This is a genomic window from Vibrio sp. 2304, assembly GCF_033339475.1.
Taxonomy (GTDB): Bacteria; Pseudomonadota; Gammaproteobacteria; order Enterobacterales; family Vibrionaceae; genus Vibrio; species Vibrio alginolyticus.
Map to the genome: position 1 here is coordinate 337,772 of NZ_JAWOUQ010000004.1, position 12,691 is coordinate 350,462.

Consider the following 12,691-nt stretch of genomic DNA (forward strand, 5'->3'; position numbering starts at 1 on the left):
GCGTCGGCTTTGTTCGATTTTATAGTGTCTTTGCTAAGGCGAAGGGACGTAAGGTATCAAAATGCAACAAAACGAACTAAAAACGCCATACTTCATGATCAATGAAGACAAGCTGATTGAGAATCTAGAGAAAGCAAAACAGCTAAAAGACATCTCTGGTGTGAAGCTTGTATTAGCACTGAAGTGCTTCTCAACATGGGGTGTATTCGACATCATCAAGCCTTACCTAGACGGAACAACAAGTTCTGGCCCGTTTGAAGTGAAGCTTGGCTACGAAACGTTCGGTGGTGAGACACACGCATACAGTGTGGGTTACAGCGAAGATGACGTTCGCGATGTGGCGGACATCTGTGACAAGATGATCTTTAACTCTCAGTCACAGCTAGCGGCTTATCGTCATATTGTCGAAGGTAAAGCATCGATTGGCTTGCGCCTAAACCCAGGTGTGAGCTATGCAGGGCAAGACTTAGCAAACCCAGCGCGTCAATTCTCTCGTCTTGGGGTTCAGGCTGATCACATCAAACCGGAAATTTTTGATGGTATTGATGGCGTAATGTTCCACATGAACTGTGAGAACAAAGACGTGGATGCGTTTATCGGCTTACTCGATGCTATTTCAGCTCAGTTTGGCGAGTACCTAGATAAGCTGGACTGGGTAAGCATGGGTGGCGGCGTGTTCTTCACATGGCCGGGGTACGATATCGAGAAGTTGGGGTTAGCACTTAAAGCGTTCTCAGAGAAACACGGCGTACAAATGTATTTAGAGCCGGGTGAAGCGATAATTACTAAGACCACTGATCTCGTTGTAACAGTGGTTGATATTGTAGAGAACGTAAAGAAGACGGCGATTGTCGATTCGGCCACAGAAGCTCACCGCTTAGATACGTTGATCTACAATGAGCCAGCGTCAATCCTTGAAGCATCTGAAAATGGTGAACATGAGTATGTGATCGGCTCGTGCTCTTGTTTGGCTGGTGACCAGTTCTGCGTGGCGAACTTCGAACAGCCTCTAGAGATAGGACAGCGTCTGCATATTCTAGATAGTGCCGGTTACACCATGGTGAAACTAAACTGGTTTAACGGTCTACGTATGCCGTCGGTCTACTGTGAACGCTCGAATGGTGACATTCAAAAACTGAATGAATTTGACTACTCTGATTTCAAACGTTCACTGTCTCAGTGGTCAGTGAAATAAAACGTATTGAGTATTAGAACGACAAAGAGCAGCTGAATTGCTGCTCTTTTTATTGGGGAAGCGTTAAAGGTATGCAGTTAGCTTTCTACAATTACACGAGTGTCTTCACTCAGAGATTCTAACTCATTGGCTATGTCTTCAATTTCTAGCTCGCTAGGTAGTTTTATCGCCATTTTAGCGCTGAATAAGCTAGAGCTTACCCCTCCGCCTCCAGCAATGAATACACGCTGACAATCCATATCTAAAATTGAGATACCTTGATTATCGAGAACGTGAGTAATTTCATTCACAATACCCGCTCTATCGTTGGCATCTAAACGAAGTTGGAAGATAGTGTCTTCACGATATGAATGAGGTTCAGAGTCGACGAACCTAACAACAAGAGTCTGACAAGAAGAGAACGCCTGTTTAACGATGTCGGCATTATCTCTTGGAAGCTCTACTTTGATGACACCTGCAACTTGGTCTTCGATAAAGTTTACTTTGCTGATCAGCCATTTCCCGCCGTTTTCGTGTGTGATTGCAGCGAGCTCTTTAATCGTGGCGGGTGACGCTTGTCCGACAAAATTAACAATAAATACGGTGTTCATAATGTCCCCTCCTGGAATCAAGGTTTGGACGCAGTACGAATAAACGTGCTACTTAAGTTATTGGAATAAATCCTTTTATTTAGTGTAGGTGCTAAGGGCAGGTAATGTTTGATGAAAGTCAATTTTTAACACTAATTCGTGATGGAAATAATTAAAATAATGTTCAGAGCACAAAAAAGCAGCCATCGTAAGGCTGCTTTTTACCGAGTATCAACTTAGGATTAGAACGTTACTTTTAACTCGACACCATAAAATTGACTGTCATAGTTTGCGCCTGCGTCCATGGCGAATTTTGCAACATCTTGGTTTCCAAACCAAGGTGATGAATTGAATTGTAGTTCTGCACTACCGCCCCATGCATCAGTTACCCAATAATGAATATGTCCAACAGGGTTTAAGAAGAAGAGCGAAACATCACCTGCGGTTTCAGAGCCCATAACTTCGCCGCCGTTGGCAATAATGTCTTGCTCAGCCGTTAACATCATTTCACCAACAACAGCACCAAAGAACGGTGTGATAAAAATATCCTGCCAAGATGGTACTTCTGCGAACGCCTCTACGCCATACTCCCAAAAGAACGTCGACATAGTTGCGGAGTACAAAAACGACTGAAATTCATTATAGCCAGCGTGACGTGCTGCCGTGTAGTAAACGCCGCCAAAATATGGGTGCATGATGTAGTTGAGGACATGTTCATCGCGATCCCAAACGGGGCCGTCAGAGACATTATCTTTCCACTTTTGCCCCAACTTACTCATGTCCCGGTCTTCTTCGTCCCATTTGGTGATACTTTCTGGAAGAAAAGTCATCATGCCTACGGTCGCGATACTGAGACCTAGAATGGTGTAGGTTTGACCCATCAGATAATCCCAGTCTTTATCTTGAGGGATGATGAGATGTTTAGGCTGAAGCCCTGCGTCAAGGTTTAGCGAATCATCATTATTCTGTTCATACATAACACCGCGATTTTGAGCCTCGAAGGTGTACAGAGTCGTCGTTTCGCAGTAACCTGACAAGCAATCAGGTGTGTAAGAAAACTCTGTATGACGGCTTAGGTCATAGCGACTTGCGTGCGCAAGCGCTGACGAAGCCAAGCAAAGGCCTGTTAGAGTCGTCTTGAACATGGATGATTTTGACACAAAGGTCTCCGAGTTAATGGTGTATGTTCGGGCTCGTAATTATCCCTCAAAACATCAATCATTTAAACACTTGACCCTTATTTAGTCCCAACAAACCTCGGCGAGATTTGTCCAAATAAAAAGAAAAATAAGCGCTATAACGAAAATAGGATTGTGCTTACGTTCAGGAGTCAGTTGTGAAAATAGCAATGCTTAGTACTGGTGAGGAAGTCCTCCACGGTGATATTGTTGATACTAATGCGGCATGGTTGTCTAGCCTGTTTTATCAACATGGATTTGGCTTAACAAAGCGCTCAACGGTTGGCGATAGCCTATCGAGTTTGGTTGAAGAGTTTTTAATGCTCAGCTTTAACAACGATGTGGTTATTGTTAATGGTGGTTTAGGCCCTACAACGGATGACATGAGTGCTGCCGCCGCCGTGAGAGCCGCCGATTGTAAACTGGTGCTATTCAAAGAGTGGTTGCAGCATCTAGAAAGTTTGTATGCTCGACGTGGCATCCCTATGCCGGACAGTAATTTAAAGCAAGCAATGCTGCCAGAAACGGCAGAGATATTGGACAACCCGATAGGCACTGCTTGCGGTTTCAAAATGCTGATTAATGATGCCATTTTTTATTTCACACCGGGTGTACCAAGTGAATTTAAGCTCATGGCAGAGACGCAAATTCTTCCCGATCTGAGAAGAGTGTTTCCCGATGTGCAAGGTTCATGTTGTAGCCGAATCTACACGTTTGGTCTGTCTGAATCCGGTATTTCAGATAAGCTAGATCAGCTAAAACTTCCTCAAGGCTATGAGCTAGGGTATCGCTCTTACTTGCCTTTTATTGAAGTGAAACTTTTTGGTCCTTCAGATCAGCTTGAACAGCGTTTGAAACTCGTACAGATAATTAATAAACACCTTGAGAGTAATACCGTTAGTATTGATTTGCCTATGGTTGAAAATGTCGGCCAGTTGTTGGTCGATAAAGGACTAACAGTGTCGACCTCCGAAAAAAGTAGCAGGGGATACTTAACGTACTGGCTAAACAGTGATGAAAACGCTGAAAAGCAACTAGGGCATGGTTGGGTACTACCGAGCCTGACTCAGGCGATGGGCAACAGCGGAGATCCATTAGCAGAAACGTTTGCTCTGGCTGGTGCTACGCGAGAGAAGTGTGGGACGGATTTATCACTCGTCACTGGCCATATTGAAGAGGGCGTTTTTTCCGTCGCTTTATCGACACCGTCAGGCGAGTGGGGAGCATTATATAAACTCTCGAAAAAGTATCAGCGCAATGATCAAGTTAAAGTGATCAGCACGGCAGCACTAGACTTGTTGCGTCGCTACCTAGAACGTAAACCGATGTTTGCGCATTATGCATTTTTAGAGAAAGTTAAAGAGATGCACCTCCCGAGCAGTGCTTTATAACCAAAGCTCTCTACAGTAGTCTGAGAGACAAAAAACAGAGACAAAAAAGCCAAGGTGATTACCTTGGCTTTTGCATTTTATACCGTCGAGTCAACGTTATGCGCGCTGCTTTTCTTTCATCGCGTAGTTAACGCCGCTAAGTGACAAATCTGATTTTGCTTTACAGATACAAGGTAATATTTCATCACTTTGTGTGTAAGCCATGGCAAAACCAACATACTCCACTTCACCAGACTCCAATTTGCAGCGACAGGCGCCGCAGTGCCCATCACGGCAGTTGTATTCTGGTAATAGGCCAGCTTGCTCCATTGTTTCCAAAATCGTATTGGAAGGGTTGGATTCAATGCTGATCAGTTTGTTGATTTTGAGTGTTGCCATTACAGCTCGAATCCTTCGAAGTCATCTGCGCGAACTTCATTGTCAATTTGACCCACAAGGTAAGAAGAGATTTCTGCTTCTTGAGGCGCAACTTGAACGTTATCTGAAGACAACCAAGCGTTAATCCATGGAATTGGGTTGGTTGTTGCTTCTGGATACGCTGCTGGTAGACCTACCGCTTGCATACGAATATTTGTGATGTATTCAACGTATTGGCTTAGGATGTCTTTGTTTAGACCGATCATAGAGCCATCTTTGAATAGATACTCTGCCCACTCTTTTTCTTGCTCAGCCGCTTCTTTGAATAGGTCAAAACAGTCCTGTTTTGCCTCTTCTGCGATTTGCATGAAAGTGAAGTCATCTTGACCGTTACGTAGCAGGTTGATCATGTGCTGCGTGCCGTTTAAGTGAAGTGCTTCGTCACGAGCGATCAGCTTGATGATTTTCGCGTTACCTTCCATTAGTTCGCGTTCTGCGAAAGCGAAAGAACATGCGAAACTTACGTAAAAACGAATAGCTTCTAATGCGTTAACAGACATCAGACAGATGTACAGCTTCTTCTTAAGATCGTACAGACTAACCTTAACCGTTTCACCGTTAAGGACATGCTCACCTTCACCGTAGCGATGGTAATCATTCGTCGCTTGAATCAAATCGTCGTAGTAGTGCGCGATGTCTTTTGCACGCTTCAGAATGTGCTCGTTCTCAACGATATCATCAAACACCACCGCAGGGTCGTTCACGATGTTACGAATAATGTGTGTGTAAGAACGAGAGTGAATCGTTTCAGAGAAAGACCAAGTCTCAATCCAAGTCTCTAGTTCTGGTAGAGACACAAGCGGCAGCAGTGCCACGTTAGGGCTGCGGCCTTGGATAGAGTCAAGAAGCGTTTGGTACTTCAAGTTAGAGATGAAGATGTGCTTCTCGTGATCTGGCAGTTTGTTGTAATCGATACGGTCGCTAGATACGTCTACTTCTTCTGGACGCCAGAAGAAAGAAAGTTGTTTCTCGATAAGTTTTTCGAAAATCTCAAACTTTTGTTGGTCGTAACGTGCAACGTTTACTGATTGACCTAGGAACATTGGTTCCTTCAATTGGTCATTCTTTTTTTGGTTAAAAGTACTGTAAGCCATAATGCCTCAATTCCTTTTAAACCTCCCCGTAAGGGGGAGGTTATCGATAGTCTGTCTTTACGGGTTCGCTAGGTACGGGAAGATTAAATCTTACAACCGCCGCCAGCACAATCGTCATCTTGTGGTTGAACAGCGTCTTTCTGTTCATCTTTCGCGCCATCACGAGTGTTGTGGTAGTAAAGCGTTTTCACACCAAACTTATACGCTGTTAGCAGGTCTTGAAGTAGTTTCTTCATTGGAACCTTGCCAGTCTCGTAACGTGACGGGTCGTAGTTAGTATTAGCAGAGATAGCTTGGTCAACAAACTTCTGCATAATACCCACAAGGTGTAGATAACCGTCGTTCGAACCGATATTCCAAAGCAGTTCATAGCTGTCTTTAAGTTCTGTGAACTCTGGTACAACTTGCTTCAGGATACCGTCTTTCGAAGCTTTTACTGAAACGTAACCACGTGGTGGCTCAATACCGTTAGTTGCGTTTGAAATCTGAGAAGAAGTCTCAGAAGGCATTAGTGCAGTCAGTGTTGAGTTACGTAGGCCGTGCTCCATAATTTCTTTACGTAGGCTGTCCCAGTCGTAGTGCAGCGCTTCGTCACAAATTAGATCGATATCTTTCTTATACGTATCAATCGGCAGTAAGCCTTTCGCGTAGTTCGTCTCGTCGAATGAAGGACACTTACCTTGCTCTTTCGCCAGTGCTACAGATGCTTTCAATAGGTAGTACTGCATTGCTTCGAACGTACGGTGAGTTAGGCCGTTCGCGCTACCGTCAGAGTATTTCACGCCATTCTTCGCTAAGTAGTAAGCAAAGTTAATCACACCAACACCTAGCGTACGACGGTTCATAGTCGATTTGTATGCCGCTGGTAGAGGGTAATCTTGGTAATCAAGCAGTGCATCTAACGCACGAACAACAAGATCGGATAGCTCTTCGAAATCATCTAGAGACTTGATAGCACCTAAGTTGAATGCAGAAAGCGTACACAGTGCGATCTCGCCTGAGTCATCTTCAACGTTAGTTAATGGTTTCGTTGGCAGTGCGATTTCTAAACATAGGTTCGACTGACGAACTGGAGCGACTTCAGAATCAAATGGGCTGTGAGTATTACAATGGTCCACGTTCTGGATGTAGATACGACCCGTTGATGCACGCTCTTGCATTAGCAGAGTGAACATTTCAATCGCTTTAACCGTTTCTTTCTTGATTGAAGGATCGTTCTCGTACTTCACGTATAGACGCTCAAACTCTTCTTGGTTTTCGAAGAATGCGTCGTACAGACCAGGTACATCAGATGGTGAGAATAGCGTAATATTGCCGCCTTCAACTAAACGTTGGTACATCAGTTTGTTTAACTGAACACCGTAGTCCATGTGACGAACACGGTTTTCTTCAACACCACGGTTGTTCTTAAGTACCATTAGTGAGCGTGCTTCACCGTGCCACATTGGGTAGAACACAGTAGCTGCGCCACCACGTACACCACCTTGTGAACAACATTTTACTGCTGTTTGGAAGTACTTGTAGAACGGAATACAACCAGTGTGGAATGCTTCACCACCGCGAATCTCTGAGCCTAATGCACGGATACGACCTGCGTTGATACCAATACCAGCGCGCTGAGATACATAACGAACAATTGAGCTTGCTGTTGCGTTAATAGAATCAAGACTGTCTCCACACTCGATCAGAACACATGAGCTGAACTGGCGAGTAGGGGTACGCACGCCAGACATAATTGGCGTAGGTAGAGAAATCTTAAATGTCGATGTCGCATCGTAGAAACGTTTGATGTAATCAAGACGTGTCGCTTTTGGATATTTCGCAAATAAGCACGCTGCTACAAGGATGTACAAGAACTGAGCACTTTCGTAAATTTGGCCCGTAACACGGTTCTGTACGAAGTACTTACCCTCTAGCTGCTTAACTGCCGCGTATGAGAAGTTTAGGTCGCGTTTATGGTCGAGGTACGCATCAAGTTCGTCGAGTTCTGCTTTTGTGTAGTCTTCTAGAATATGTTGATCGTACTTACCCATATCGACGAGGCGAGACACGTGATCATAAAGCGTTGGTGGCTCGTATTGGCCATACGCTTTTTTACGCAGATGGAATACCGCTAGGCGAGCCGCTAGGTATTGGTAATCCGGAGTCTCTTCAGAGATCAGGTCTGCCGCAGACTTGATGATTGTCTCGTGAATATCTGTCGTTGTGATGCCGTCGTAAAACTGGATGTGAGCGCGAAGTTCTACTTGAGAAACCGAAACATTATCTAGACCTTCTGCAGCCCAAGTGATAACGCGGTGGATTTTATCCAGATCGATACTTTCTTTACGGCCATCACGCTTGGTGACGGTAAGTTGTTGGTTCATTCTGCTTTATTTCCCTAAGAAAACTGATAAAAGCCGTATTTTTGTTTGTTTATGTGCAATATGAGTAAAGCTTGCGGCGGCTTTGTGATCAAAGTCTATCTATATATTGTCGCTTAAACACAACATATAGGGGTTCATTTGTTTGCGGGTTACAAGATAGTGCTATTACACTGATTTATCAAGGTACAGATCGGGGATGACTTGTGGATAACTGACAAAATGAAAAAAATCAGTAAGTGAACACTAACCGATGAGAAAAGGGCAGACTTGAATGGTTAAAAGTACGGTTTCGAGATCGGTTTAGAAATAACCGCATGCAAAAATATTTTCCTTGATCTTTGGCCGTTTTTATCTACGAAAAATGGCTTGGTCAAAATGGAATCTAGAGCACGAATTTTAGCCATAAAAAGACAAAAAAAGCGGCAACTTTGTGCTACCGCTTCCGATTCATTTTCTTTAAAAAATGTCAATCACAAAACTCATTTTTTAACTTAATAGCGTTCAGTATTTTTTAGTATGAACGATGTAGTTTACATCTACATTACGACCGAGTTTGTAGCTATCATTTAGAAGGTTGTAATGAAGCCCAGTAATGCCCATTTCCGTCAGGTCAGTTTGGTCTATCATCTTCATCATTTCGGCTGGCTTGATAAACTTATCGTGCTCATGAGTGCCTTCAGGAACAATCTTAAGAAGCTTCTCAGCACCGACAATAGCAAATAAGTACGACTTAATGTTTCGGTTCAAAGTTGAGAAAAACACGTGACCACCGGGTTTGACTAGCGCAGCACAAGAGCGGATAACGGAGAGAGGATCTGGAACGTGTTCAAGCATCTCCATACAAGTCACGACATCGTAAGTTCCTGCGTTTTCTATAGCGTGGTCTTCTATTGTGCTCTGAATGTAGGTCAGTTGAGTGCCTGTTTCTAATGCATGTAGTCGCGCGACTTCTAATGGTTCTTTACCCATATCAAGCCCCGTCACAATAGCGCCTTCTTTTGCCATGCTTTCAGCAAGAATGCCACCACCACAGCCGACATCAAGTGCTCGCTTGCCAAACAAGCCATTTGCTTTTTCAAGTACATAGTTCAAACGAAGTGGGTTAATTTGATGAAGCGGCTTAAACTCGCCTTCTAAATCCCACCATCGAGAAGCCATGTCCTCGAATTTCTTAATTTCACTTGGGTCGACGTTTTGTGCTTTAGTCATAATTGGTTTTATTGCATTCAATCTGAGTCCTTTAGAGGGCGCCAGTATACTCCAACGTTTTACACCCAAACAACCTCGATGTGCTTAGTTAAGGGACAATGACAGAGTTCACTGGCGCGGCAATCGAGACAGGTGCCTGTAATTTGTAAAGCGCTAACTATTGTTTTTGCTTCATCCTTGAACTGGTGCCAGTGACAATAACTCTAAAACCTGCATTTTCGCGTTGTGTGGTTAAAGGAATTTACCTCGCTTTTCCGCGTAAAGGGTCCGATTTTGCTCAATATTGACCGAAATATAACCACTAATCAGAAAGATATGGGATGAGTGTGCAAATTCTCGACATTTGATTCATAACCAAGCTCACAACCTGATAAAAGGAGAGGGAAAGTGATGCCGAAGTGATGAATTGTGTGTTATATTTTTGCACCTTACACGTATCGTAATTACGATCAGATAATAGAGGGATAATGGCTCTATGAGCGATTTAGCTAAAGAGATCACGCCCGTAAACATTGAAGATGAGCTTAGAGGTTCATACCTAGACTATGCGATGTCAGTCATCGTGGGTCGTGCTCTTCCAGATGTGCGTGATGGCCTAAAACCAGTACACCGCCGCGTTTTATTCGCGATGAACGTACTAGGCAACGATTGGAACAAACCATATAAAAAATCAGCCCGTGTTGTCGGCGACGTAATCGGTAAATATCACCCACACGGTGATAGTGCTGTGTACGACACAATCGTACGTATGGCTCAGCCGTTCTCGCTTCGTTACATGCTGGTCGATGGTCAAGGTAACTTTGGCTCGATCGATGGCGACTCTGCTGCGGCAATGCGTTACACCGAAGTTCGAATGGCAAAAATTGCCCATGAACTATTGGCTGACCTAGACAAAGAAACCGTAGACTACGTACCAAACTACGACGGTACTGAGCAGATCCCAGCGGTTCTTCCAACTAAAATTCCAAACCTATTGGTTAACGGTGCTTCTGGTATCGCAGTAGGTATGGCAACCAACATCCCGCCTCATAACCTTGGCGAAGTGATTGATGGCTGTCTTGCATACATCAATAATGAAGAAATCACTATTGATGAACTAATGGATTACATTCCTGGTCCTGATTTCCCAACGGCGGCGCTTATCAGCGGTCGTAAAGGCATTGTAGACGCGTACAAAACAGGTCGTGGCAAAATCTACATGCGTTCGAAAGCGGACATCGAAGTGGAGAAGAATGGTAAAGAGACCATTATCGTCACTGAAATTCCTTACCAGGTGAACAAAGCTCGCTTGATCGAAAAGATCGCTGAGCTAGTTAAAGATAAGAAAGTAGAAGGCATCAGTGCACTGCGCGACGAGTCAGATAAAGACGGTATGCGCATTGTTATTGAGTGTAAGCGCGATGCTGTGGGCGAAGTAGTTCTAAACAACCTTTACGCTCAGACTCAGCTGCAAACCACTTTCGGTATCAACATGGTGGCCCTAAACAATGGCCAGCCACAGCTATTCAACCTAAAAGATATGCTGAAGTGCTTCGTTGATCACCGTCGTGAAGTTGTGACACGTCGTACTATCTTCGAACTGCGTAAAGCGCGTGAACGTGCTCATATCCTTGAAGGTTTAGCTCTAGCGCTTGCTAACATTGATGAAATCATTGAGCTTATCCGTAAGGCACCTACACCGGCTGAAGCAAAAGCGGGTCTTATCGCTCGTGGTTGGGATTTAGGCAACGTTTCAGCAATGCTAGAGCGTGCTGGTACAGATGCTGCGCGCCCTGAATGGCTAGAGCCTGAATACGGTATTCGTGATGGTCAGTACTTCCTGACTGAGCAACAAGCACAAGCTATCCTAGATCTACGTTTACATAAACTAACAGGTCTAGAACACGAGAAGATTCTAGGCGAATACAAAACACTTCTAGAAGAAATCGCTGAACTCATGCATATCCTTGCGAGCACTGAGCGTTTGATGGAAGTTATCCGTGAGGAACTTGAAGCGGTTCGTGACGGCTTTGGTGACGCTCGTCGTACAGAAATCACAGCTGCGAGCCATGATATTGACATGGAAGAGCTGATCGCACGTGAAGACGTTGTTGTTACTCTATCTCACGGTGGTTACGTTAAGTACCAAGTACTGAGCGACTACGAGTCACAGCGCCGTGGTGGTAAAGGTAAGAGTGCGACTAAGATGAAAGATGAAGACCATATCGAGCGTCTTCTAGTGGCGAATACCCACGATAACATCTTGTGTTTCTCTACTCGTGGTAAGACATACCGCCTGAAAGTTTACCAATTGCCTCTAGCGAGCCGTACTGCGCGTGGTAAGCCAATTGTGAACATCCTTCCATTAGAAGAAGGTGAGCGCATTACCGCGATTCTGCGTGTTGATGAATTCTCTGAAGACAAATTCATCTTCATGGCAACAGGTGACGGTACGGTTAAGAAAACGCCGTTGAACCAGTTTGCAAACGTACGTTCAAACGGCCTAATCGCTGTGAACCTACGTGAAGACGATTCGTTAATCGGTGTGGATATCACTAACGGCGAAAACGAAATCATGCTGTTCTCTAAAGCGGGTAAAGTGGTTCGCTTTAAAGAAGCAGAAGAGATTCCAGTACTTGATGAAAATGGTAAACCAGTTCTTGATGAGAATGGTCAGCCAGAGATCAAGTTTAAAGGTGTTCGTCCTATGGGTCGTACCGCCTCTGGTGTTCGTGGTATGAAACTGGCTGAAAATGACCAAGTTGTATCACTTATTGTTCCTTCGCACGAAGGCGACATCCTAACGGTTACAGAAAACGGTTATGGTAAACGTACAGCACTTAGCGAGTACCCGACAAAAGGTCGTGGCACTCAAGGTGTAGTTTCTATCAAAGTTTCTGAGCGAAATGGCCCGGTAGTTGGTGCTATCCAGGTTGTTGAAGGTGATGAAATGATGATGATCACCGACGCTGGCACGTTAGTACGTACTCGTGTGGGTGAAGTTAGCCAGGTTGGTCGTAACACACAAGGTGTAACGCTTATCCGTACTGCGGAAGATGAATCAGTTGTTGGTTTGCAACGTATTGAAGAAGTTGATGATGAAGAGCTGCCTACTGATGAAGATGCAGAAGAGTTAGAGTCAACAGACGAAAATACGCAGCAAGACGCTTCAGAAGCTCCAGCTGCTGATGATGCAGAGGAAGGTAACGAAGAGTAATCTTACATCGTTATCCTGATATGAAAAGCCGAGCCTTAGTTGCTCGGCTTTTTTGTATCTGTATCAACGCATTTAA

9 protein-coding genes are annotated in these 12,691 nt (G+C 44.4%); 3 read left to right on the forward strand and 6 right to left on the reverse strand.

What is annotated here, in order from left to right; translation table 11 throughout:
* Positions 1-61 precede the first annotated feature (61 nt).
* A complete protein-coding gene (nspC, locus tag R7P64_RS10955) occupies positions 62-1,195 on the forward strand; it encodes a carboxynorspermidine decarboxylase (RefSeq protein ID WP_005386789.1) in 1,134 nt (377 codons plus the stop codon).
* A 77-nt stretch (positions 1,196-1,272) separates the two neighbouring features.
* Here the strand turns inward: nspC and R7P64_RS10960 are convergent, their stop codons facing one another.
* The gene (locus tag R7P64_RS10960) at positions 1,273-1,785 is read right to left on the reverse strand and encodes a glycine cleavage system protein R (RefSeq protein ID WP_047103274.1); all 513 of its coding nucleotides are present in this window, start codon (positions 1,783-1,785) and stop codon (positions 1,273-1,275) included.
* Between the two features lie 221 nt (positions 1,786-2,006).
* Entirely contained in the window at positions 2,007-2,909 is a 903-nt protein-coding gene (locus tag R7P64_RS10965; protein WP_149191771.1) for a DUF3943 domain-containing protein, read from the reverse strand.
* Between the two features lie 191 nt (positions 2,910-3,100).
* On the opposite strand from R7P64_RS10965, the gene R7P64_RS10970 reads away from it, so the two are divergent.
* Positions 3,101-4,333, forward strand: a complete 1,233-nt coding sequence (locus tag R7P64_RS10970) for a CinA family nicotinamide mononucleotide deamidase-related protein (RefSeq protein ID WP_031781067.1) — start codon at positions 3,101-3,103, stop codon at positions 4,331-4,333.
* A 96-nt stretch (positions 4,334-4,429) separates the two neighbouring features.
* Here R7P64_RS10970 and yfaE read toward each other — a convergent pair whose 3' ends face one another.
* The 4 genes from yfaE to ubiG all read right to left on the reverse strand — a co-directional run bounded on the left by yfaE (position 4,430) and on the right by ubiG (position 9,419).
* On the reverse strand, positions 4,430-4,711 hold the full coding sequence (gene yfaE / locus R7P64_RS10975) for a class I ribonucleotide reductase maintenance protein YfaE (RefSeq protein WP_005376817.1): 282 nt from the start codon (positions 4,709-4,711) through the stop codon (positions 4,430-4,432).
* Positions 4,711-5,844 (reverse strand): class Ia ribonucleoside-diphosphate reductase subunit beta, encoded by a 1,134-nt coding sequence (gene nrdB, locus R7P64_RS10980; protein WP_005376818.1) that lies wholly within the window; start codon positions 5,842-5,844, stop codon positions 4,711-4,713. Before nrdB ends, yfaE begins: the two co-directional genes overlap by 1 nt.
* A gap of 83 nt (positions 5,845-5,927) precedes the next feature.
* Complete coding sequence (nrdA, locus tag R7P64_RS10985) at positions 5,928-8,210, reverse strand: class 1a ribonucleoside-diphosphate reductase subunit alpha (RefSeq protein ID WP_005376819.1); 2,283 nt, start codon at positions 8,208-8,210, stop codon at positions 5,928-5,930.
* 501 nt (positions 8,211-8,711) lie between these two features.
* Positions 8,712-9,419, reverse strand: coding sequence for a bifunctional 2-polyprenyl-6-hydroxyphenol methylase/3-demethylubiquinol 3-O-methyltransferase UbiG (gene ubiG, locus R7P64_RS10990; RefSeq protein WP_054577035.1), 708 nt, complete (start codon positions 9,417-9,419; stop codon positions 8,712-8,714).
* A gap of 475 nt (positions 9,420-9,894) precedes the next feature.
* Here ubiG and gyrA point away from each other — a divergent pair, with 475 nt between their 5' ends.
* Entirely contained in the window at positions 9,895-12,615 is a 2,721-nt protein-coding gene (gyrA, locus tag R7P64_RS10995) for a DNA topoisomerase (ATP-hydrolyzing) subunit A (protein WP_213973232.1), read from the forward strand.
* Positions 12,616-12,691: the final 76 nt, after the last annotated feature.

Excerpts from the sequence above, each read along its gene's own strand:
- nspC (WP_005386789.1), top strand. The coding sequence starts at position 62 with ATGCAACAAAACGAACTAAAAACGCCATACTTCATGATCAATGAAGAC.
- R7P64_RS10960 (WP_047103274.1), bottom strand. The coding sequence starts at position 1,785 with ATGAACACCGTATTTATTGTTAATTTTGTCGGACAAGCGTCACCCGCC.
- R7P64_RS10965 (WP_149191771.1), bottom strand. The coding sequence starts at position 2,909 with ATGTTCAAGACGACTCTAACAGGCCTTTGCTTGGCTTCGTCAGCGCTT.
- yfaE (WP_005376817.1), bottom strand. The coding sequence starts at position 4,711 with ATGGCAACACTCAAAATCAACAAACTGATCAGCATTGAATCCAACCCT.
- nrdB (WP_005376818.1), bottom strand. The coding sequence starts at position 5,844 with ATGGCTTACAGTACTTTTAACCAAAAAAAGAATGACCAATTGAAGGAA.
- nrdA (WP_005376819.1), bottom strand. The coding sequence starts at position 8,210 with ATGAACCAACAACTTACCGTCACCAAGCGTGATGGCCGTAAAGAAAGT.
- ubiG (WP_054577035.1), bottom strand. The coding sequence starts at position 9,419 with ATGACTAAAGCACAAAACGTCGACCCAAGTGAAATTAAGAAATTCGAG.
- gyrA (WP_213973232.1), top strand. The coding sequence starts at position 9,895 with ATGAGCGATTTAGCTAAAGAGATCACGCCCGTAAACATTGAAGATGAG.